Consider the following 22,260-nt stretch of genomic DNA (forward strand, 5'->3'; position numbering starts at 1 on the left):
TCACCATGGGCCTGAAACCTGCCTTGTTGTCAGTGAGCCTGTTGCTGGCCGCGAACGCCTGGGGCGTGGACGAGTGCCAGTTGAACCTGAGCGAAACCCGCGTCGATTTCGGCCAGATGAACCGCGCCGTCACGCCGGGTACGCCGCCGGAACGCCTGCTGGGTGAACGCCGTGTGAGTCTGGCCTTGAACTGTCCCAACCCGACCGACTTGAGCCTGTTCTATCGCGGTTTGGCGGCGGGCAGCGAGCGCTTCCAGTTTACTCAGCGCGGCAGCTACAGCCTGCGGGCCAGCGATGCGCTGGTCGACGGCCAGGCTGTGGAGTTGGGGTTGTTGCCCGGCAGCGGCCAACCCCCCGTCAGCACCGGTTCAACGCTGCGCTGGCGTCCTGAGCACGGCATTGTGCCGATGCGCGCCGGCATACCGGTCAGCGGGCGAAGCCTGTCGCTGCAACTGGACCTCAGCGCCTGGGCCACGGACGACGCCTTGCGCGTCAGCGATGCGGTCACCTGGGACACCAGCGGCCTACTCGATGCGATCAACGCCGGCCGCTCGCGGGAGTTGCGCCTGCAAGCCCGCTTCGCCCCGGCAGCCTGCACACCGAGCCTGTCCAACGGCGGCACGGTGGCGTTCGGCAAGTTGTCGGTGATGGACCTCAATCCAGACAAGGAAACCGTCCTGCCCGCCCCCTGGTGGTGAGCGTGGCCTGCGACGCACCTGCCGCTTTTGCCCTGCGCATGCAGGACAACCGCCAGAACTCGGCCACCGGTCCCAGTGACGAAACCACTTACGGCCTGGGGCTCGATGCGCGCCAGCAGAAAGTCGGGCGCTATCGGTTGATCTTCGACCCGACGCGCGCCACCGCCGATAGCTACCCCCAGCTCTACGGCACCGACTCCCCCACGGGCGCACAGCCCTGGAGCAGCGCGAGTACCAGGTCGACAGCGATTGGTGCCAGCCGCTTTTTCGGTTTCAGCGACAGCGCCGGCAGCACCAGCGGCCCTGCGCCGATTCAACAACTCAGTGCCACGGCGAGCCTGGAAGCGGTGATCGCACCGCTGGGTTCGCTGGACCTGGGCAATGAGGTGCGCCTCGACGGCGCCGCAACCCTCGAAATCCACTACCTCTAGGAGCGTTTGCATGAACAACATCCTGCTGTCTTTGGCCTCTTTGGCCCTGCTCTGCGGCAGCGCGCACGCCGCGTCCACCGTCGACCTGGCCGTCACCGGCCTGATCACGCCCATGGCCTGTACGCCGCTGCTGTCCGGCGGCGGGCTGGTGGACTTCGGCAAGATCTCGCGCAACGACCTCAACGTGACCAACGGCACCCGCCTGCCCCACAAGTACCTGACCCTCACGGTCAACTGCAACGCCGCCGGGCGCTTCGCCCTGCGTATGCGCGATAACCGCGACGGCACCGCCCACGTCAACAGCGAGATTTTCTACGGCCTGGGGCTGGACACCAGCGGCAACAAGATCGGCGTGTACTCAGTGAGCTTCGACCCCAAGCAAACCGTGGTCGATGACCTGGCGGTGGTGTACGGCACCGAATCCACCACCGGTGGCCTGGCGTGGCGCACCGCCAACCTCAACCCCATCGACGTCGGCTCGCGCAGCCTGCTCGGCTTTACCGACGTGGTGGGCAGTACGGCCGGCCCGTCGGCCATTCAAACCCTGACCAGCACCCTGAAGCTGGAGGCCACGATCAACGCCCGGCAGAACCTGGACCTCAGCGTGGAAACGCCGATGGACGGGTCGGCCACGTTGGAAGTTGTGTACCTGTAACCCTTGTTTTTTCCCTAAACCCTGTAGGAGCAACACCATGAGCATCATCCGTAACGTTCTGATCACGGCACTGCTGGTCAACACCGGCCATGCCGTCGCGGCGTCCAGTGTCGACCTGAGTGTCAAGGGCACGATTACCCCGAGTGCCTGCACACCCGCCCTCTCCAACGGCGGCCTGGCGGATTTCGGCAAGATTGCCGCCAAGGATCTGCGACCGACGCTACCCACCTACCTGCCTAGGCAGGACATGGAGTTCAGCGTGACCTGCGATGGCGCGACGCTGTTTGCCATCGAGTCCAAGGACAACCGTGAAGGCAGCGAATACAACATCGACTACTACAACTTCGGCCTCGGCCTGATCAATGGCAGTGAAAAACTCGGCTGGGTCGGGGTAGCTATGTCGGGGCCGGTGGCCGATGGGGTGAATGTGCGCGCCATTGGCTCGCGGGACGGTGGCGTCACCTGGGACCGTGAGAGCTCATTCATGGACGACGGCATGAGTACTGTCGCCGAACTGAACACCTTGGTCCCGATCCCGGTGCAACGCCTCACGACAGCCCTGCAGGTCGCAGCCGGCATCGCGCCCGCCCAGAACCTGACCTTGACCAATGAGGTGCCTATCGACGGTTCCATCACCATGACGGTTCGCTACCTGTGAGCCTCGACTTTCCGGACATAGGAGCGACACGTGAGTAAGTCCCTCAATACCCTGATCGCCAGCTTGTTGTTAGCGGGCAGCGGCTCCAGCTTCGCGGCCTCCAGCATCGACCTGAGCGTGCGCGGTTTGATCACGCCCAGCGCGTGCGCCCCCAGCCTTGGCAATGGCGGCCAGTTTGATGTCGGCAAGATTGCCGCCAAAGACCTCAAGGTCAACGAATACACACTGATTGATGAAATGCTCACGCAACTGACTGTGACCTGCGAAGGGCCAACCTTGATGGCCATTGAGCCAAAGGATAACCGGGCAGGTTCGCAAGTTACGGGCGACCCACTCGACTTTGGCCTGGGGTTGATCAACGGCAATGAAAAGCTCGGCGCAATCTCGACACTTGTCGAGTATGCGACCGCCGATGGCGTCGCTGGCAGGGCAATTGATTCCGCCGATGGTGGCGTAACATGGGGCCGCCACCGCTCCCTGAGCCCAGGCCAACTCACTTCGGTTGCCAACACCACGACCTACGCCCCGATCCCGGTGCAAGTGTTCGAGACACGAATGAGCGTGACAGTGCTCATCGCACCGGCTAGCAGCTTGACCCTGACCGAGGAAGTGCCGATCGACGGTTCGATCACGTTGACCGTGCGCTACCTCTAAACCCTCTCGCTGGTCACCCCGACGTACAGGGCCCGACCCGCACCCAACCCGGCGATGATCGCGCCCAGGCCGATCACGCCGAACACCCAACCGGTGGCTCCCCAGCCACCGGTCCAGTCATGCAGCACGCCCACGGCCAACGGCCCCATGGACGCCAACGTATAGCCGATGCCCTGGGCCATGCCCGACAGGTTGGCAGCCACGTGGGAGTCGCGCGAGCGCAACACGATCAGGGTCAGCGCCAGGCTGAACGTACCGCCCTGGCCCAGCCCCAGCAGAATCGCCCAGCCCCACAACCCTTCCAGCGGCGCAAACAGACAGCCAAACAAGCCGCCGAGGGTGAGCAGCATCACCACCACAATCGCCAGGCGCTGGTCCTTGCCCCGCGTGGCCAGCCACGGTGCGGTCAACGCGCTGAGCAATTGCACGATGATCGAACCGGACAGCGCCAGGCCGGCTTCGGTGGCACTCAGGCCACGGCTGATCAGAATCGACGGCACCCAGCCGAACACGATGTAGGCCAGTGACGATTGCAGGCCCATGTACAAGGTGACCTGCCAGGCCAGCGGGTCCCGCAGCAACCCCTTCACCCGATAGGCCACTTGATGGGCGCCGTGTTTTTGCCCGACTTGCGGCAACCAGAACAGCGCCGCCACCAGCGCCGGCACGATCCAGAAGCCCAGCCCGAGGGTCCAACTGTCACCGAAATAATGACTCAATGGCACTGTGGCCCCTGCCGCCAATGCCGCGCCGAGGCACAGCGCCATGGTGTAGACACCGGTCATGGTGCCCGCCTGTTTGGCGAAGTCGCGCTTGACGATCCCCGGCAGCAGCACGCCGATGATACCGATGCTCGCGCCTGCGATCAGACTGCCGGCAAACAACCCGGCCTCACCGAACGCACTGCGCACAATGATGCCTGCGGCCAGCGTCAGCAAAATCCCCAGCACCACGCGCTCGGCGCCAAAACGCCGCGCCAGGATCGGCGCCAGCGGCGCGAACAGGCCCAGGCACAGCACCGGCAAGGTGGTCAGCAAACCGGCCCTGGCGGCCGACAGCCCGAGGCTGGCCGACACGTCACTGAGCAACGGCGACAAGCTCGACAGCGCCGGGCGCAGGTTCATTGCCACCAGGACCAGCCCCATGATCAGCAACCACGGGCGGCTCACCACCGGCGGGCGGTGTTGCACCACTTCGTCGTCGGCTTCGGCGTCGATCAACAGTTCTTCAAGCTTGGTTTCAGAGGTCATGGATCAACTGCCGGCAGAGGGATGGGCGTTTGCCCTGATCACTGGATGAAAAGCCCCACAGCCTATTCGGACGCGCCTACAAGAGCAACGCACTAGGGTTCTTAGGCAGGAAAAGGAGCAGTATTTTCGATTGGTAAAATTACCCTCTGAGGGTAATTATTGGACTCAGGTGTCTTATGGAAAAGTACACACCTCATTACGATTTGGCGGTGATAAAGGCGGATGTGAGGCGGCTTGGCAGGAGAGCGTTTACCCAGACAGCACAACGGTGCGGCCGGGAACTCCACTTCAGTATCAAGGAGATGCAGCATGCCATCTATGAGTTACAAAACTGGATGTTGTACAAGTCGATGACCACTCATAGGGACCATCGAATTTGGCAGGACGTGTATCACACGCACTCAAAAGATAGGGAGATTTACATCAAGGTCACTTACTCTCCGGACGGTGACCCTCCGGTGATCTCCTTCAAGGAGAAGAACCTATGAAGGTAAAAAATTGCTACATCTGTGGCGCCCCCGACGCGTTGCATTATTTTGAGGGCCGTAGTGAAACAATCAGGGTCAAAGGTATGGAGCGCCGGGTAGACAATCTTTCTGGCTGGGAATGTCACGTATGCGGCGACGGCTTTTGGGACCCTGATACCGATAGTGCGGACCGTTATGGAGAAGCAGGCGATGAACTCGTCATAGCTGCCCAAAAGATGATTGGCGCGGAGATGAAACGTATCCGCCGCAAATTGCACCTTACCCAAAAAGAGGCGGTGAAATTGCTGTCCGGTGGCGGCCACAACGCCTTCTCTCGCTACGAACGTGGCGAGCTTCTTCCCCCCAAGCCGCTGGTATTACTGATGCGGTTATTGGATCGTCACCCGCATTTGCTGGCGGATGCAGAAGTCTTAGCCGAAGGCGCTGACATGCGTGGCGCCTTCACCTACATCGTGGACAACGACGCAGAAGCACTCAAAGCGTCCTAGCCCCAAAAAAACAAACCCGGCACAGGGCCGGGTTTGTTTGTTCAACCCTCGATCAATGCAAAATCTGGCTCAAGAACAACTTGGTCCGGTCATTCTGCGGGTTGTCGAAGAAGTCATTCGGCGCCGCCTGTTCGACGATCTCGCCCTTGTCCATGAAGATCACGCGGTTGGCCACGGTGCGCGCAAAGCCCATTTCGTGGGTCACGCACAACATGGTCATGCCGTCTTCCGCCAGGCCGATCATGGTGTCCAGTACCTCTTTCACCATCTCCGGGTCGAGTGCCGAGGTCGGCTCGTCGAACAGCATGATTTTCGGCTTCATGCACAAGGCACGGGCGATCGCCACACGCTGTTGCTGGCCGCCGGACAATTGCCCCGGAAACTTGTGGGCCTGCTCCGGGATGCGCACGCGCTCCAGGTAGTGCATGGCGATTTCTTCGGCCTTGCGCTTGGGCATCTTGCGCACCCACATCGGTGCCAACGTGCAGTTCTGCAGGATGGTCAAGTGCGGGAACAGGTTGAAGTGCTGGAACACCATGCCGACTTCGCGGCGGATCGCTTCGATCTGCTTGAGGTCGTTGGTCAGTTCCACACCGTCCACCACGATGCGGCCCTGCTGGTGTTCTTCCAGGCGGTTGAGGCAGCGGATGGTGGTGGACTTGCCCGAACCGGACGGGCCGCACAGCACGATACGCTCGCCCTGCTTGACGTTGAGGTTGATGTCTTTCAACACGTGGAACTGGCCGTACCACTTGTTGACGCCCTGCATCTGGATAATGCCTTCAGGGCTCACAGGCTGTTTGATCGCTTCGCTCATAACATCAACTCCTAACGCTTGTGGCCTGTGTCGAGCTTGTGTTCCAAATGAATGGAATAGCGCGACATACCAAAACAGAAAATCCAGAACACCAGGGCGGCGAACACGTAGCCTTCAGTGGCCATGCCCAACCATTTAGGGTCGGCGGCGGCTTGCTTGACGCTGTTGAGCAGGTCGAACAGACCGATGATGATCACAAGGCTCGTGTCCTTGAACAGCGCGATAAACGTGTTGACGATGCCGGGGATCACCAGCTTCAGGGCTTGCGGCAAAATCACCAGGCCCATCGAACGCCAGTAGCCCAGGCCCATCGCAGCAGCCGCTTCGTATTGGCCTTTGGGAATCGCCTGCAAGCCGCCGCGCACCACTTCGGCCACATAGGCCGATTGGAACAGGATCACGCCGATCAGTGCGCGCAGCAGCTTGTCGAAGTTCATGCCTTCGGGCAGAAACAACGGCAGCATCACCGACGCCATGAACAGCACGGTGATCAACGGTACGCCTCGCCAGAACTCGATGAAGGTCACGCAGAGCACACGAATCGCCGGCATGTTCGACCGTCGCCCCAACGCCAGTACGATGCCCAGCGGCAATGCACCGGCGATGCCGACAGTGGCGATGACCAGGGTCAGCATCAAGCCGCCCCATTGGTTGGTAGGCACGTTGGCCAGGCCAAGGATGCCGCCGTGCAACAGGAAGAACGCGATGATCGGATACAGCACGAGGAAGCTCAGGCCATAAACCGCCTTGCGCTGGAAGCGCGAAATGAACAACGGCGCTGCGCCGACAATCGCCAGCCACACGGTGAGGTCCACGCGCCAGCGCAGGTCGACCGGGTAATAGCCGTACATGAACTGCCCGAAGCGCTGTTGGATAAACACCCAGCAGGCGCCCTCCTTGGTGCAATCGGCTTGGGTGGTGCCGATCCAGTTCGCGTCGAAAATGGCCCACTGCAAAAGCGGCGGTACCACCAAATAGACCAGGTAGATCGCCAGCAACGTCAGCAGGGTGTTGAGCCAACTGGAAAACAGATTGGCGCGCATCCATGCCATCGGGCCGAATACCTTGGCCGGAGGCTGCATGTCAGGTTTGAAAGTATGCGTACTCATGGGTGTTTCCTCACCGCTCAATCAGCGCAATGCGCTTGTTGTACCAGTTCATCAGCAGGGAAATACTGATGCTGATCGCCAGGTACACGCTCATGGTGATGGCAATGACTTCAATCGACTGGCCAGTCTGGTTGAGCACCGTGCCGGCAAACAACGAAACCATCTCCGGGTAACCAATACCGGCGGCCAGCGATGAGTTTTTCGCCAGGTTAAGGTATTGGCTGGTCAGCGGCGGAATGATCACCCGCAGGGCCTGCGGGATGATGACCTTACGCAGCGTCGGCCCCGGGCGCAGGCCCAGGGAGCGTGCGGCTTCGGTCTGGCCGTGGCTCACCGATTGAATACCCGAGCGCACGATCTCAGCGATAAACGCAGCCGTGTAGACGGTCAGCGCAAGGGTCAGCGCCAGCAGTTCGGGGATCAATACCCAGCCGCCGACAAAGTTGAAACCTTGTAACTTAGGCATTTCCCAGTGCAGGGGTGCACCGAACACCAACGCGCACAACGTGGGGATCACGATGAACAACGCCAGGCCCGCCCAGAATTTATGGAACGGTACGCCGGTGGCCTCAAAACGCTTGTTGGCCCAACGCGCCATCAGCACGATCGCCACGATCGCCACGACAACGCTGACCACAAACGGCCAAAAACCTTCAGCCGCCAGCGCGGCCGGCATATTCAAGCCCCGAGCGCTCATAAAGAACGTGTCGGCAAAGTTATGGCTGTTGCGCGGCAACGGCATGGTCAAAAACACTGCGAAATACCAGAACAGGATCTGCAGCAGCGGCGGGATGTTGCGGAACACTTCCACATACACGGTGGCGAGCTTGTTGATCATCCAATTCGGCGACAATCGCGCCACGCCAATGATGAACCCGAGCACTGTTGCCAGGATTACGCCGATAAAGCTCACCAGCAAGGTATTGAGCAATCCGATCACAAAGACTCGGGCATAGCTGTCCGATTCGGTGTAGTCGATCAAATGCTGCGCGATGCCAAACCCGGCACTGCGTTCAAGAAAGTCGAAACCCGAGGTGATGCCTCGGTGTTGCATGTTGGTCTGGGTATTGTGGAAGAGGTACCAGCCCAGCGAGACCACCGCCACAATCGTGATGATCTGGAAGAGCCACGCACGCACTTTAGGGTCGCTGAAGCTGAGCTTCTGCTTGGGTGCGCCGATTTGTTTTTGCATGAAATGCCCCGAAAATAATGGAACAGAACATCACCCGGCGGTTGGCCCACCGGGTGACAGAACCATCAGCGATCAGCGCACAGGGGGTGCGTATTGAATGCCGCCGTTGTTCCACAGCGCGTTCAGGCCACGGTCGATTTCCAGCGGGGTGCTCTTGCCCAGGTTGCGCTCGAACACTTCACCATAGTTACCGACTTGCTTGACGATCTGTACAACCCAGTCTTTCTTCACTTTCAGGTCTTTGCCGTATTCGCCGTCGGCACCGAGCAGACGTGCAACGTCCGGGTTCTTGGTGGACTTGGCTTCAGCTTCAACGTTTTTCGAGGTGATACCGGCTTCTTCAGCGTTGAGCATGGCGTAGCCAACCCAGCGCACGATGGCCAGCCACTCGTCGTCGCCGTTACGCACGACTGGGCCCAATGGCTCTTTGGAAATGGTTTCCGGCAGAACCACGTAGTCCTTCGGCGCGGCCAGCTTGCTGCGCTGGGCGAACAGTTGGGACTTGTCGGAGGTCAGCACGTCGCAGCGCCCGGATTCCAGCGATTTGGCGCTTTCGTCGGAGGTGTCGAAGGTGATCGGGGTGTATTTCAGGTTGTTGCCGCGGAAGTAGTCGGAAACGTTCAGCTCAGTGGTGGTACCGGCCTGGATGCAGATGGTTGCACCGTCCAGTTCCTTGGCACTTTTCACGCCCAGCTTGTTGTTTACCAGGAAGCCGATGCCGTCGTAGTAAGTGATGAAGCCTGGGAATTTCAGGCCCATGCCGGCATCGCGGGAGCTGGTCATGGTGGTGTTACGGGACAGGATGTCGACTTCGCCCGACTGAAGCGCGGTGAAACGCTCCTTGGCGTTCAACTGGCTGAATTTGACCTTGGTCGCGTCGCCGAAAACGGCAGCGGCCACAGCGCGGCACACGTCAGCATCGATCCCGAGGATCTTGCCGCTGGCATCCGGCACCGAGAAACCCGGCAGGCCGTCACTCACGCCACATTGCACAAAGCCTTTCTTCTGCACGGCATCCAGGGTGGCGCCGGCTTGGGCGAAACCGCTGACACCCAGTACAGCCGCCGCAGTGACGATGGCCAGGGTGGATTTCAATACCTTCATTCAAACCTCCAGTTTGCTCTTGTTGTGTCGGAGCTCGAACCTCAGCGCACCCTTATGAGGCGATATCGACCCGTGTTGGCTTTTTTTAGGGTCAAGCGGCATGAAGTTGTCGCAGTAATTCCAGTTGCTATCCCACAGGCGGCAGTCACTGATAGTGTTACCGTCCCGAGATAGCGCTGACATCGTTCAACACATAGCAAGGCGCGTACCAGAGTGTCGGCTGAGCCGATTCAGCCCACGGTCAATAGAAAAAGATTCAACCGTGCGACATCTTCTTAACAGATCAACCTGTCGCGCACCGTTCCGTCGCACTTAATCGGAGCGCGCGCACATTAATGGAGCAGACATGACCGACCCCTTGATTCTTCAGCCCGCCAAGCCCGCAGACGCCTGCGTTATCTGGTTGCATGGCCTGGGTGCCGATCGCTACGACTTCCTGCCGGTGGCCGAAGCGCTGCAGGAAAGCTTGCTGACCACCCGTTTCGTTTTGCCCCAGGCACCGACCCGTCCGGTGACGATCAACGGTGGCTACGAGATGCCCAGTTGGTACGACATCAAGGCCATGAGCCCCGCGCGCTCCATCAGCCTGGAAGAGCTGGAAGTCTCGGCCAAAATGGTCACGGATTTGATCGAAGCGCAGAAGAGAACCGGAATAGACGCGTCGCGCATTTTCCTCGCCGGTTTCTCCCAAGGCGGCGCCGTGGTTTTCCACACCGCATTCCTGAATTGGGAAGGCCCGCTGGGTGGCGTGATCGCCCTCTCCACTTATGCGCCGACCTTCGGTGATGAACTCGAATTATCCGCCAGTCAGCAGCGTATTCCGACGCTGTGCCTGCACGGTCAATACGACGACGTGGTGCAAAACGCCATGGGCCGCAGCGCCTACGAGCATCTGAAGACCCGTGGTGTCACCGTGACATGGCAGGAATACCCAATGGGCCACGAAGTGTTACCCGAGGAGATACGTGATATCGGTGCCTGGTTGACCGCTCGCCTGGGCTGAAAACCACGGTTTATGTAGCCGTATGACAGACGCACTACGCCGCGCCCGATTCTTGCATTACACTGGCCGGCGTACATTCCTTAACCAATTAATGAGATCACCGTGCTCGAAGCACTCAAGAAGATGTTCGGCAAAAGCGAGGCCGAGCCGCTCGCGCCTGTTCCCACTGCTCCTGTCCCTACTGCCGGCAGCCGCAATGACGGTAAACAGCCCGAGCGAGCTGCGCCTGTCGCCCAGCCGTCGACGCCTACGGTGACCGCGCCTGAACCGGCAACAGAAGCCGCACCGGCCCCCAAGCCACGCCGCGAACGTGCGCCCAAACCGCCCGTGATTCCTTGGAAACTCGAAGACTTCGTCGTCGAGCCCCAGGAAGGCAAGACCCGCTTCCACGACTTCAAACTGGCCCCGGAACTGATGCATGCCATCCAGGACCTGGGTTTCCCGTACTGCACGCCGATCCAGGCGCAGGTGCTGGGCTTCACCCTGGCCGGCAAAGACGCCATCGGCCGTGCCCAGACCGGCACCGGCAAGACCGCCGCGTTCCTGATCTCGATCATCACCCAGCTGCTGCAGACGCCGCCACCGAAAGAGCGCTACATGGGTGAACCGCGCGCGCTGATCATCGCCCCGACCCGCGAGCTGGTGGTGCAGATCGCCAAGGACGCCGCCGACCTGACCAAGTACACCGGCCTCAACGTCATGACGTTCGTCGGTGGCATGGACTTCGACAAGCAGCTCAAGCACCTCGAAGCCCGTCACTGCGACATCCTGGTGGCGACACCGGGCCGCCTGCTGGACTTCAACCAGCGCGGCGACGTGCACCTGGACATGGTCGAAGTGATGGTGCTGGACGAAGCCGACCGCATGCTCGACATGGGCTTTATCCCACAAGTGCGTCAGATCATTCGCCAGACCCCGCCGAAATCCGAGCGTCAGACCCTGTTGTTTTCCGCAACCTTCACCGAAGACGTGATGAACCTCGCCAAGCAGTGGACCACCGACCCGTCCATCGTCGAGATCGAAGCGGAAAACGTCGCCAGCGAAAACGTCGAGCAACACATCTACGCCGTGGCCGGTGCCGACAAGTACAAGCTGCTCTACAACCTGGTCAACGACAACGGTTGGGAGCGCGTGATGGTGTTCGCCAACCGCAAGGACGAAGTGCGCCGCATTGAAGAGCGTCTGGTGCGGGATGGGGTCAACGCTGCGCAACTGTCCGGCGATGTGCCGCAACACAAGCGCATCAAGACGTTGGAAGGCTTCCGCGAAGGCAAGATCCGCGTATTGGTGGCCACCGATGTGGCGGGGCGTGGGATTCACATTGATGGCATCAGCCATGTGATCAACTTCACCCTGCCAGAAGTGCCGGACGACTATGTACACCGCATTGGCCGCACTGGCCGTGCCGGGGCGGCGGGTGTGTCGATCAGCTTTGCGGGTGAGGATGACTCATATCAGTTGCCGTCGATCGAGACGCTGCTGGGGCGCAAGATCAGCTGCGAGACGCCGCCGACGCACTTGCTGCGGGCGGTGGAACGTAAGCGGCCTTAAGCTTTGCTCCTGATAGAAAAGCAGGCCTGTGAGCGCCTGCTTTTTTTCGCTTTTTTTCAGCCGCCATGAATCATACCGACGAGCTCATGACGTTTGTTGGTAAGCCTCAGCTACAATCGGCTTGCGGATACGCCTCGTCTCAGCCCAGAAGGACTGATAAAAGCGGCTGGCGCTATGCGACATATCAACGAATTGCCGCATCGTCATCTGTGGCTGTTGTTGTCCTCCACCCTCGTCAGCAACCTCCTGCGACTCTGACGCCAGGGCAACATAGCGCGCATTAAAAGAGCGCATCAAATTCGTCGTTCTAATGAAGGCTCGGATGGAACCAAACGCTTTGCTGCCGGGACTTATTCGATTATTGATTTTAAAAGTGCGACCGCTGAATGACTTGATCAGACTTCTCATGCCCTCGCGTGCTGGAAGGTCGGTCCCCGCCGAAAAAGCGCTTCGCCTCCCAACATCTACAGCTCTTTTCCCAGCCTGATAGGCTTTGCTCGCAGCCCCCCAAGCGTTGTACGTGCTGGCGCTCCATGAAGCCATTGAAAAGCCGAAAGCTGCCCACCCCAAATTACGGATGTGATGGGAACGGTCCCACCCATTCGCCCCATCTACCGCCTCGATGCCCAATGCCGCTACCCCTAACGTGCTGCCGATGACACCCATTGCCGTTCCGACGGTCCCCACTATCTGGGCTGCAGTAGCAGCGGCTAAACCGATTGCTGCAATGCCTGCCACACCAATCCCCAGCGCAACAACCCCTAATGCCAGCGCCGCGCCAGTGAACACCCACTTCAACCAATTCGGAAACAACCCGCTGGGGTCGCTTTGGTTGATCGGGTCACCGTTGCAGTAGCCGTATGCGTTGATGCCCGCATGGAAGGGGCTTAGCGGATCGGGGGACAAGAACATCTTTAGATCCGGGTCATAGGCGCGCTGCCCATTGCCCAGATGATAGAGGCTCACCGACAAGTCAAATCGCTCGCCGTTGAAACCGGGGACTTGAAGGTCTGCCAAAGTGCGCACCTTGCCATCGTTGAGGGGGATGGTCGTATCACCGTAGGCGGTGCAATTCCGGCTGACATGAGGCTGACCTGGCGCAACCAAACCACGCACACTTCCAGCAGCGTCGTTCACATGCAGTTGAGGGCCATCCACTCCCCCACTGCGTAACACCAAATGCTCCGCAGCCTCAAAATAACGCACCTTTTTACTGCCCTCGGCCAGCGTATCGAGACGATCGCCCACATAAGCCAGGCTCACGGCTGGCTCCGCGCCACGGGTAGCAACTACCTGGCGGCCTTCTGCGTTGTACTGGTAGCGAATGCTTTGCGTATTGTTTTGCACGTGGATCAACTGATCATACCCGTCGAATGTGTACACCTGACCTTGCTGGCCGCTTAGCAAGTTGCCCGCGGGGTCATAGGTCAGTGTCTTATCCTGAACAGGATTGGTATGGGTCAGACGCATCAGTTGGGTCGGATCCGGCCCTGTGAAAAAACGCTGACACACGTCTTGAGAGCCACCGACAAACGTCGTGACCACACGCGTGAGGTTATCGAGGGAATCAAAGGTAAACTGTTGCCCGGTAATACCACGCCCCTGTCGGTCAAGCGGGTGCTCGCTACCTTGGCACTTATAGTCCTTCAACCGTCCAAAAGCGTCGTACTCGTACGATTCACCAGTCACCACCGTCCCGTTCGCCCCCCGCATAGACCGCGTCGCCAATAAGCCACTGGGGTGATAGGTGCTGGTCAAGGTCTTTAACAAGACACCATTTTGCTCAAATCGACGTTCACCTTCACGCCCCAACAAGTCAAAGGTGATTTTAGTGTCAACCCGTGTGGTGCCATGCGTAGTGATCAGGGTATCGGGCTGTCCGAAAGCATTGTAGCGCTGCTCCACGATAAGCGATCCAGCAGTCATCTTGATAAAACGTCCTTGCAGGTCGTAATCATATTGACTGCGCTGACCATCAGCAGCGGTGTGGTGCAGCATACGTCCTGCTGGAGAGTGGCTATATCCAACCGTTAACACACTACCGTTGGCCGTATGAACTTCGCTCTTGGGAAAGCCGGATTTATCATAGAGCAACTCGTGGACCAAGCCTGCCGAAGTGGAGCGCTTCAGGCTGGCATCGGTAGGATTGAACAGAAAATCCTGGTCGGGATGCCCCGCCAGTTTCACCTGCTCAACCACATCAAGCTGTTTGTCATAGAGCAGCGTTTGGACAGCACCTTGAGGAGACGTCCGAGTGACCGGCTCCGTCCAGTTGGTTTCATAGCCGAAGGTTGTTGCAGCCGCCTTGCCCCTGGCTTGCGAGGTCAATCGCCCAAGGCTGTCGTAGCTGCGTGTAGCCACTTCTATGCCGTTGATCGTGATGGCTGTTACGTGATCCTCGCTGGTTCCGGACGCGTAGGCCATTACCTGCTCTCGCACCGGGCTCCCATCGGCGGGCACTTCACGGACCCGCACTACTCGGTCGAAAGCATCATAGAAAAAATGATCAGTACGTTTATTGCCTTTGTCTTCACGGGTAGTGCAACGGCCCAAACCGTCGTAGGTGCTGGACTCCATCTCAACGGAATTATCTTGGGTATCAAGGCGATTGACCTTAGCCGGTTGGCCAAATTCATTGAAAACCGTCTCTTGCCTTTCGCCACCGACGGTACCTGTCAGCCTACGGTTAAGCTGCGGATCGTAGTCGTCAATCGATACGCTGCCATCCGGATTAATGGTGCTGCTGCTATCGCCCCAAGGGTTATAGGTATAAAGGCTCTTCAGCGTCCTGGTGCCGTCTGGCAGATGATCCGTCTTTACTGACTCAACCTGTCGCCCTTGTGCATCATAAGCCCACGACCCCGCATGAACCTCTACGTCACCCGCCAGCAATTCAGCCTCCGATACCCGGCGGCCTATACCATCAAAATAGGTGATCGCACGATTGCCTTGCGCATCGGTTGTCACCAGATGGGCGTTTTTCTGACCTGCCTTGAAATGATAGGCATACGTGCGCCCAGCCTGCTGCGGTGTTCCGGCAGAGGTTATCTCCGACACCATCCGCCCACTTGCATCGAACACCATCGCCAAAGAGCAATTACCGTCCCCTGTCACCGACAGCAGATTACGGGTGACCAACGAGAGGGTACGCACCGACTCCAGCGATTGCCCCTCACGCCCCACCAGCTCGCGCGTTTCTGTCAGCGTGTCACCGGTAACGGTGTAGCTGAATTTGCTGCACAGTGACTGTCCGTCGATAGTGCAGGTGCTGGTCTTCAACCGACCGGCAAGTGCCACGGGCGTGTCGAAATAGGTTTGCTGCTGGCTGAACGCTGCGGCCTGAGTAATCGACTGCTGCACAACAACGTAGAGGGTGCCTGTCGCCGGCACGCGGGTGTGGGTGTACTCGGTGAGTCGGGCAGCAGGCGTGCCCCCTACAGGGATCAAGCGTTCTTGCTTTATGTAGTGCTGGAATAGATTGTGGGGATCGGCCGGGCACTTGCCGGCCTCTCCAGCGACCGGGTAATAGATGGATTCAGTGCAAACTCCAGATTCTTCAGTACGACTTATCTCATTACCGTAGTCGTCAATCGTTATTTCAACCTTTGTCTCCCGCACCTTACCGCCTGCCAAGAGTGCATAGCGTGTTGTAATGAGTTTGGGCAACTGGAAATTCACGGGCTGCGCCGGAAAGAGCCCGGGCACCACGTTATATTCAATGAGCTTAGTCGTCTCGGTGCCTTCGCGCAGAACGTATTGCTCGGTCAGCAGATGGTATTTGTTATAAGTGTTACGGGTGGTGACCAATATTGAGTCGTTGGGCCCTAAGCATTTCTCTTCAACCGTGTATATATAGTCGCCGCCTATCGTATACGCATTATCTTCATCTTTGTTATAACCACCTATGAAAGGATATCCCGTGAAGCCTTCAGGCGTGCTATAACCGTAGGTTCGAGTCATCGGCGGCTGAAAGGCAGCAGGCGTTACTACCCAACGATTAACCCGCGGAATAAACTGATTCTGCGCGTACGGGTGGCCTCGTTCAGTGTACGTTATCAGTTCGTCCCCACCCGTCGGCGACTGTACTCGCGTAATCGCAATCAAGCCATTGCTGAATTCCGCGTATTGAAACGCATAACCTGCACTTTCGGGCGCGCCACCAACTTCATAAGGTGCCGTGATATTCATGAGACGGCTGCCTGTTACCGTAAAGAGCATACGAGCATAACGACCACCATCGATGCGCGTATCAACGGACTGAATCCGACGCCCAGAATAAACCAACTTCAACAGTACAACTTGATCATCATCCAGCACCTGTTCAAGCGCATCATTGTCATCGTAACGAAAATGCAAGCGCTCTCCGCTTTCAAACTCGATTAACGAAGTTCTATAGGGTGCAACACTACTGGTACGTGTTAACACCTCACGAACACCATCTTTATAAACAACATGCAATGTACTAGCATCGGGCCGCGTCACGACCAAGTCTTTGAGCTTACGATCTTTGAACTGCAGTGTATTACCCACCGACGGAAGTCCGTGAGTGCTGAATCGCTCACCGGTGGACAAGGTAAATTTTGAGGTATCAAGTTCGAACTGAGTAATACCTATCCTCCATCCCGCACCATAGAATGTATGATTGGGGCTCATCATAGAGAACGATAGAACAACCTCCCGACTCAGCTCTAACGCTCCCTTGGGATAAAGCGTCGCCAGGAGAATACGGGACACATACTGGCCCGTACGGGGGTCAACCTGGCCCTGAAAATACCGACTATGACTAAATGCCTGAGAGTGAAGTTCCATACCACCTCCGAACAGTCGGCTAAGCACACCCACCCAGACGACGCATACTTAAAAACTAGTAAATTCGTAGGAAACCCCTTTATTCTGCGTCGAAATCCTAAGCCTAATTACATTACCAAAATTATCCACTGCACTTAACACCCCACGATTACCTGAATCAGTATAAGGAAAAAGCTCCTGAGTCACTCTTATCGCTCGTAGATTGGTATTAAATTTTCCGTAACTTACACGATGATGGGCTGGCGCCGGATATTGACTAGACCATATATCAGAAATCAGAATATCTTCAAATGAATTATCCTTCCCAAAAAGAACCCCCATCTTATTGGCTTTCTCACCGACAAAAGCGCCCTGATTGCAAAAAATACTCAGAAGATATTTACCCCCTTCACCATCAGCACTTATATATTCATCAAGCGCCAACGTCTCTAAAATCGTCAACCCTGCTGGCAGCAAAATATAATATACCGTAACATTAAAATAAGGACCAACGTATGCACTTTCATCAACATTAACTACAAGCCTGGAAGAGGGCAAAAAATATGGTCTGATGGGCGTAGCTGTAATCGATGAATCTGATGCAGTAGTATAAAAAAGATTACCTTCTATGGCCAGTCTACCCATCAATCGCTGGGGCGTTATAATCGCACTTTCGTCAGCCATCAGAAAAAAATCAAAGATTTCGATAGCAGGATCTATAACATCCAGATCTGCCTTTGCGCCTCCTTCTTCTACTCCACCATCCTGCCATAACCCCGTATCATAGCGATTTTTAGTACGCGATGACGTCCAGCCATCGGGGAGCGCATATGAGCCCGGAACTCCATACCTCAGAATCACTAAGAATTTTTGCTGTGACTCCGTTAAATACCTACGCACCCAGGCCCCATCTTCGAGTTGCTGCTCAATAATCAAATGAAGTTGAACGGGCAACTGATGCCGACCGTTAATATAGGGACCATTAACCACCGTACCACCACTAGGAAGCTCTATCCTAAAGTGCGGAAGCCTATATTTACCTACGAAAGAGTGAGGCACTTTTTTAGTTTTTTCTTTTTTAACGACCTGTTTTTTATTAGTCATATCGCCATCGCCATAGTTTTATTTATGACCTATTAAGCGGGGTGAATTAGACGACAACAACTGTCAACGTTAACAGCAGCCAAGAACCATTCGAAATAAAACCCACAACCGGAGCAGTATATTCGTCCTAAAGAACCCCATGCTTCCAACGATGTGCCGCCGCACGATCGCTGTCCCGCCCGTCCACCCAGCGCGGCCCTTCGCTAGTATTTTCCTTCTTCCAAAACGGCGCCCGCGTCTTCAGGTAATCCATCACAAACGCACAGGCATCAAACGCCGCCTGGCGATGGGCACTGGCGGCCGCCACAAACACAATCGGCTCCCCCGGCTCCAGCGCGCCAATGCGATGCAACACTTCCAACTTGAGCAACGGCCAGCGCTGCTCCGCTTCCACCGCGATCTTGGCCAATGCTTTCTCGGTCATGCCCGGATAGTGCTCCAGGAACATCCCCGCCACATCGAGGCCATCGTTGAAGTCGCGCACATAGCCGACAAAGCTCACTACCGCGCCAACGCCGACATTGGCCGCGTGCATCGCATTCACCTCGGCGCCCGGATCGAACGCCTGGGCCTGCACCCGAATGGCCATGATCAGCCTCCGGTCACGGGTGGGAAGAACGCCACTTCGTCACCCGCCTGCACCGGCTCATCGAGGCTGCACAACTCTTCGTTGCGCGCGCACATCAGGCTGGTCTCGTTGAGCACTGCAAACTCCGGGTCACTGGCCAGCGCGAGGCGAACCGCATCGACGGTGGCGAAATCACCTTCCACTTCCAGCGAATCAAAGCCTACCGCCTCGGCGTAACGCGCAAAAAACAATACGTTGATGCTCATGCCTGGTCCGCCTTGAAATGCCCGCTTTTGCCGCCCAGCTTTTCCAGCAGGCGAATGCTTTCGATGGTCATGCCGCGATCCACCGCCTTGCACATGTCGTAGATCGTCAATGCCGCGACGCTGGCGGCGGTGAGGGCTTCCATTTCCACGCCGGTCTGGCCGGAGAGTTTGCAGCGCGCCAGGATGTGCACCGAGTCTGCGCCGTCGGCGCTCAGTTCGACCTTGACGCCCGTCAACATCAACGGGTGGCACAGCGGGATCAAGTCACTGGTTTTTTTCGCCGCCTGGATCCCGGCGATGCGGGCCACGGCAAACACGTCACCCTTGGGATGGGCGCCGTCGACAATCATTTTCAGAGTCTCGGGCAACATGCGCACGCGCGCTTCGGCCACCGCCTCGCGGAACGTCACAGACTTGTCGGTGACGTCGACCATATGGGCGCGACCTTGGGAATCGAGGTGAGTCAGCACAGGGATACTCCTGATCAGGAGCAGCGATTGTAAACCTTACACACAATAAATGTGGGAGCTGGCTTGCCAGCTCCCACTGTGGCTGTGGTTACAGATGGGATTCGGCGTATTCAGCCAGGATCGAACGTGGAACCCCTTGCAGCGCAATGTGCACGCCGTTCGGGAAGTCTTTGAAGCGTTCCGTCAGGTAGGTCAGCCCGGAGCTGGTCGCGGACAGGTAAGGGGTGTCGATCTGTGCCAGGTTGCCCAGGCACACCACTTTGGAACCAGCGCCGGCACGGGTGATGATGGTTTTCATCTGGTGCGGGGTCAGGTTCTGGCATTCATCGATCAAAATCAGGCTCTGCTGGAAGCTGCGACCTCGGATGTAGTTGAGGGATTTGAACTGCAACGGCACTTTGCTGAGGATGTAGTCGACGCTGCCATGGGTGTTTTCGTCATCCATGTGCAAGGCTTCGAGGTTGTCGGTGATCGCCCCCAGCCACGGTTCCATTTTTTCCGCTTCGGTGCCGGGCAGGAAGCCGATTTCCTGGTCCAGGCCCTGCACGCTGCGGGTGGCGATGATGCGGCGATAGCGTTTGGTCACCATGGTCTGCTCGATGGCGGCAGCCAGGGCGAGGATGGTCTTGCCGGAACCGGCAGCACCGGTCAGGTTGACCAAGTGGATGTCCGGGTCGAGCAGCGCGTACAGCGCCAGGCTCTGGTAGATATCACGCGGTTTCAGGCCCCAGGCTTCCTGGTGCAACAGGGGTTCCTGATGCAGGTCGAGGATCAGCAGCTTGTCGACCTGGATCTCTTTGATCCAGCCCACGAAGCCCTGTTCGTCGACGATGAATTCATTGATATGCACCGCGGGCAGATTTTCGATCAGCTGCACCTGGTGCCAGGTACGGCCATGGTCCTGGCGGGTTTCGACCTTGCTGACGCGATCCCAGAACGAGCCAGTGATCATGTGATAGCCACGGGACAGCATCGACACGTCGTCGACCAGTTGGTCGGTACTGTAGTCCTCGGCCGCGATCCCACACGCTCGGGCCTTGAGGCGCATATTGATGTCTTTGGTCACCAGCACTACGCGCAGGTCCTTGTCGCGGGCGTGCAGGTCGATCAATTGGTTGATGATTTTGTTGTCGTTCAGATTCTCCGGCAGCAGGCTGTTGGGCTCGCTGCGCTTGCTCATCAGAATCGACAGCAAGCCCTTGGGCCCGCCTTTGCCGCGCTGGATCGGTACGCCGACTTCGACGTCCTCTGGCGACGCTTCGCCCAATGTCTTGTCGATCAGGCGGATGGCCTGGCGACATTCGGCGGCAACGCTGTGGTGCCCGCTTTTGAGTTTGTCGAGCTCCTCAAGCACGATCATCGGGATGGCGACGTGGTGTTCTTCGAAGTTGAGCAGTGCGTTTGGATCGTGGATCAATACGTTGGTATCAAGCACATAAAGGATTGGCTGGTCGGAAGAAGGGTTACGTCCATGATCATCCATACTCGGTCACCTTTTGTGGGAGCCAGTCGACGCAATACCTGGGCGGTGCTGCGCCTCGATTCGACCACCGACTGCACCTTAAGTGACGTCAAGCGCAGTGCCCACCTGAGGAGTCTTGGAAGACGCCACCTGTGCTGCAGGTTTCGGCGATCTGACTTCGTAATACCGCAAAACGTGTGACAGAAAAAAGCACTTTGACGCTTTTTTGAAGTTTATTTTTCAGGATGACGAATAGCACTAGCCGAGTACCCCGTACCCCGCTAAAGTCGGAAGTCCGCCTGCTTCGAAATGTCGCACAAAATCACCCCGAAAACGCCTCATCCCCAACAGGAACGGGCATTTCAGCGAAACGCCTCCCGGCAGTCCTGCCAACCCAGCCCACTCTGCGCCGTCGCCTGCAACAGCATGGGTAAAGCCACCCGCGCCTTGTCCTGGGTGTCGTGAAACACAATCACCCCTTTGCGCCACAGCAGCATCAAGGTCAGCACCCGTTGCGCCGATTCATCGGCCTTGAGCTTGCCCGGTTCGTCCTGGGAATCGATGTCCCACAGTGCCACCTGCAAGCCCTGGGCTTGAAAGAAGCCCTGGCTGTCCGCACGACGTTGACCATAGGGCGGACGGAACAGCGGCACGTAGTTTTCCGGCATGAGGTTTTGCGCCAGTGACGCACTGCGGGTGATGGAACTCTGCCAATCCACCCAATGGCTGTGTGAACGGTACTGCCAGCCTTGGGTGCCAACGCACTGGCCCTGGTACAACGCCTGCACATCGGCCACCGAACTGCGCTCGACACGGGTTTGCAGGCTGCTGCCGAGGGCGAAGAACGTGGCGTTCATCTTTTGCTTGCGCAGGTAGTCGGTGAGCCAGTCGGTATTGCCGCTGACCGGCGCGGGGCCGCCGTCAAAGGTAAGCAGGAACAGGCGATCGTTGAATTCATCGCCATTGCGCTCATGGTCGCCGAACCGTGCGATTTCGCTGCTGATCTGCGGGAACAGCGCGGCCTTGCGCAGCAGCTCGTCCAGGTAGCGCTCATGGAACACATGGCTGGGGTTGGCCCAGCCTATATAGAAGGAGTCTTCACTCACCTCGAACTTGCCGGCCTGCTCACGCAGGTCGTCCATGTTCTCTACCAGATAGCAGAACGAGGCGTCGACTTCGCAGCTCTGCTGGGCATACGTGTAGTTCTCCAGCAACCGCTGCCAGAGCTGGCGACGCAGGTCGTCGATGGCGGACAGGTTGATGATCTTCAGGCCCAGGCGCTGCTTGAGCGCGGCGTCATCCTGGTTCTCGCTGGCCAGCAGGCTGTGGGCGAACATGAGGATTTCGGCGCGTGAGGCCACGTCGAACAGCGCCGGGCTGCCGAGTTTTTCGGGCCAGGTGCCACGGTCCAGGCTCGCCACATCCATCGGCGCCGCCTGGGCATTCAGGCATAGCAGGCAAGCCGACAACAAAAGTGCTATTCGCACACGGGGTCTCCCTCTCC

The 22,260-nt window shown here is 58.0% G+C and carries 19 protein-coding genes and 1 pseudogene; 8 read left to right on the forward strand and 12 right to left on the reverse strand.

The genetic code is table 11. The annotated features are described in order from the left end of the window. Positions 1–5: 5 nt before the first annotated feature. The 4 genes and pseudogenes from HX812_RS04940 (at position 6) to HX812_RS04955 (ending at position 3,096) form a co-directional block, all read left to right on the forward strand. Positions 6–1,129: pseudogene (locus HX812_RS04940) on the forward strand (DUF1120 domain-containing protein). 10 nt (positions 1,130–1,139) lie between these two features. Beyond that, entirely contained in the window at positions 1,140–1,784 is a 645-nt protein-coding gene (locus HX812_RS04945; protein ID WP_038849985.1) for a DUF1120 domain-containing protein, read from the forward strand. Between the two features lie 37 nt (positions 1,785–1,821). After that, complete coding sequence (locus tag HX812_RS04950; RefSeq protein WP_038849984.1) at positions 1,822–2,442, forward strand: DUF1120 domain-containing protein; 621 nt, start codon at positions 1,822–1,824, stop codon at positions 2,440–2,442. Between the two features lie 30 nt (positions 2,443–2,472). Continuing rightward, positions 2,473–3,096: a DUF1120 domain-containing protein gene (locus HX812_RS04955; RefSeq protein ID WP_038849982.1), complete on the forward strand. Its 624-nt coding sequence runs from the start codon at positions 2,473–2,475 to the stop codon at positions 3,094–3,096. Here HX812_RS04955 and HX812_RS04960 read toward each other — a convergent pair. After that, on the reverse strand, positions 3,093–4,346 hold the full coding sequence (locus HX812_RS04960) for a CynX/NimT family MFS transporter (protein ID WP_038849980.1): 1,254 nt from the start codon (positions 4,344–4,346) through the stop codon (positions 3,093–3,095). The genes HX812_RS04955 and HX812_RS04960 overlap by 4 nt on opposite strands. A 176-nt stretch (positions 4,347–4,522) precedes the next feature. Here HX812_RS04960 and HX812_RS04965 point away from each other — a divergent pair, with 176 nt between their 5' ends. After that, positions 4,523–4,834 carry a type II toxin-antitoxin system MqsR family toxin gene (locus HX812_RS04965; RefSeq protein WP_038849978.1) on the forward strand — a complete coding sequence of 104 codons (312 nt, stop codon included), beginning with the start codon at positions 4,523–4,525 and terminating at the stop codon, positions 4,832–4,834. Next, positions 4,831–5,322: a type II toxin-antitoxin system MqsA family antitoxin gene (locus tag HX812_RS04970; RefSeq protein ID WP_038849976.1), complete on the forward strand. Its 492-nt coding sequence runs from the start codon at positions 4,831–4,833 to the stop codon at positions 5,320–5,322. Before HX812_RS04965 ends, HX812_RS04970 begins: the two co-directional genes overlap by 4 nt. A 52-nt stretch (positions 5,323–5,374) precedes the next feature. Here the strand turns inward: HX812_RS04970 and HX812_RS04975 are convergent, their stop codons facing one another. From HX812_RS04975 to HX812_RS04990, 4 genes are all read right to left on the reverse strand, one after another. Continuing rightward, the gene (locus HX812_RS04975; RefSeq protein WP_003171943.1) at positions 5,375–6,139 is read right to left on the reverse strand and encodes an amino acid ABC transporter ATP-binding protein; all 765 of its coding nucleotides are present in this window, start codon (positions 6,137–6,139) and stop codon (positions 5,375–5,377) included. A gap of 11 nt (positions 6,140–6,150) precedes the next feature. Continuing rightward, positions 6,151–7,248, reverse strand: coding sequence for an amino acid ABC transporter permease (locus tag HX812_RS04980; RefSeq protein ID WP_038849974.1), 1,098 nt, complete (start codon positions 7,246–7,248; stop codon positions 6,151–6,153). Between the two features lie 10 nt (positions 7,249–7,258). Further along, positions 7,259–8,440 carry an amino acid ABC transporter permease gene (locus HX812_RS04985; protein ID WP_038849972.1) on the reverse strand — a complete coding sequence of 394 codons (1,182 nt, stop codon included), beginning with the start codon at positions 8,438–8,440 and terminating at the stop codon, positions 7,259–7,261. Positions 8,441–8,512: 72 nt separating this feature from the next. Further along, a complete protein-coding gene (locus tag HX812_RS04990) occupies positions 8,513–9,544 on the reverse strand; it encodes an amino acid ABC transporter substrate-binding protein (protein ID WP_016978213.1) in 1,032 nt (343 codons plus the stop codon). Positions 9,545–9,890: 346 nt separating this feature from the next. Between HX812_RS04990 and HX812_RS04995 the strand changes: the two genes are divergently transcribed. Both HX812_RS04995 and rhlB read left to right on the forward strand, forming a co-directional pair. After that, the gene (locus tag HX812_RS04995; RefSeq protein ID WP_038849971.1) at positions 9,891–10,547 is read left to right on the forward strand and encodes an alpha/beta hydrolase; all 657 of its coding nucleotides are present in this window, start codon (positions 9,891–9,893) and stop codon (positions 10,545–10,547) included. 96 nt (positions 10,548–10,643) lie between these two features. Beyond that, positions 10,644–12,098, forward strand: a complete 1,455-nt coding sequence (gene rhlB / locus HX812_RS05000) for an ATP-dependent RNA helicase RhlB (RefSeq protein ID WP_200864551.1) — start codon at positions 10,644–10,646, stop codon at positions 12,096–12,098. A gap of 84 nt (positions 12,099–12,182) precedes the next feature. On the opposite strand, the gene HX812_RS05005 is transcribed toward rhlB, so the two are convergent. The 7 genes from HX812_RS05005 to HX812_RS05035 all read right to left on the reverse strand — a co-directional run bounded on the left by HX812_RS05005 (position 12,183) and on the right by HX812_RS05035 (position 22,243). Then, entirely contained in the window at positions 12,183–16,907 is a 4,725-nt protein-coding gene (locus tag HX812_RS05005) for an RHS repeat domain-containing protein (protein ID WP_038849967.1), read from the reverse strand. Between the two features lie 48 nt (positions 16,908–16,955). Next, the gene (locus HX812_RS05010) at positions 16,956–17,990 is read right to left on the reverse strand and encodes a hypothetical protein (RefSeq protein ID WP_152514754.1); all 1,035 of its coding nucleotides are present in this window, start codon (positions 17,988–17,990) and stop codon (positions 16,956–16,958) included. Positions 17,991–18,117: 127 nt separating this feature from the next. Continuing rightward, complete coding sequence (moaE, locus tag HX812_RS05015; protein ID WP_038849962.1) at positions 18,118–18,579, reverse strand: molybdopterin synthase catalytic subunit MoaE; 462 nt, start codon at positions 18,577–18,579, stop codon at positions 18,118–18,120. Between the two features lie 2 nt (positions 18,580–18,581). Next, the gene (gene moaD, locus HX812_RS05020) at positions 18,582–18,824 is read right to left on the reverse strand and encodes a molybdopterin converting factor subunit 1 (protein ID WP_038849961.1); all 243 of its coding nucleotides are present in this window, start codon (positions 18,822–18,824) and stop codon (positions 18,582–18,584) included. Continuing rightward, positions 18,821–19,294, reverse strand: a complete 474-nt coding sequence (gene moaC / locus HX812_RS05025) for a cyclic pyranopterin monophosphate synthase MoaC (protein ID WP_038849958.1) — start codon at positions 19,292–19,294, stop codon at positions 18,821–18,823. The genes moaD and moaC overlap by 4 nt, the downstream gene beginning before the upstream one ends. An 88-nt stretch (positions 19,295–19,382) precedes the next feature. Continuing rightward, a complete protein-coding gene (locus tag HX812_RS05030) occupies positions 19,383–20,777 on the reverse strand; it encodes a PhoH family protein (protein ID WP_016978207.1) in 1,395 nt (464 codons plus the stop codon). A 341-nt stretch (positions 20,778–21,118) separates the two neighbouring features. Continuing rightward, positions 21,119–22,243 (reverse strand): polysaccharide deacetylase family protein, encoded by a 1,125-nt coding sequence (locus tag HX812_RS05035; protein WP_038849956.1) that lies wholly within the window; start codon positions 22,241–22,243, stop codon positions 21,119–21,121. Positions 22,244–22,260 lie beyond the last annotated feature (17 nt).

The sequence above is a fragment of the Pseudomonas sp. IPO3749 genome (assembly GCF_013386605.1).
Classification (GTDB): Bacteria; Pseudomonadota; Gammaproteobacteria; order Pseudomonadales; family Pseudomonadaceae; genus Aquipseudomonas; species Aquipseudomonas azotoformans_A.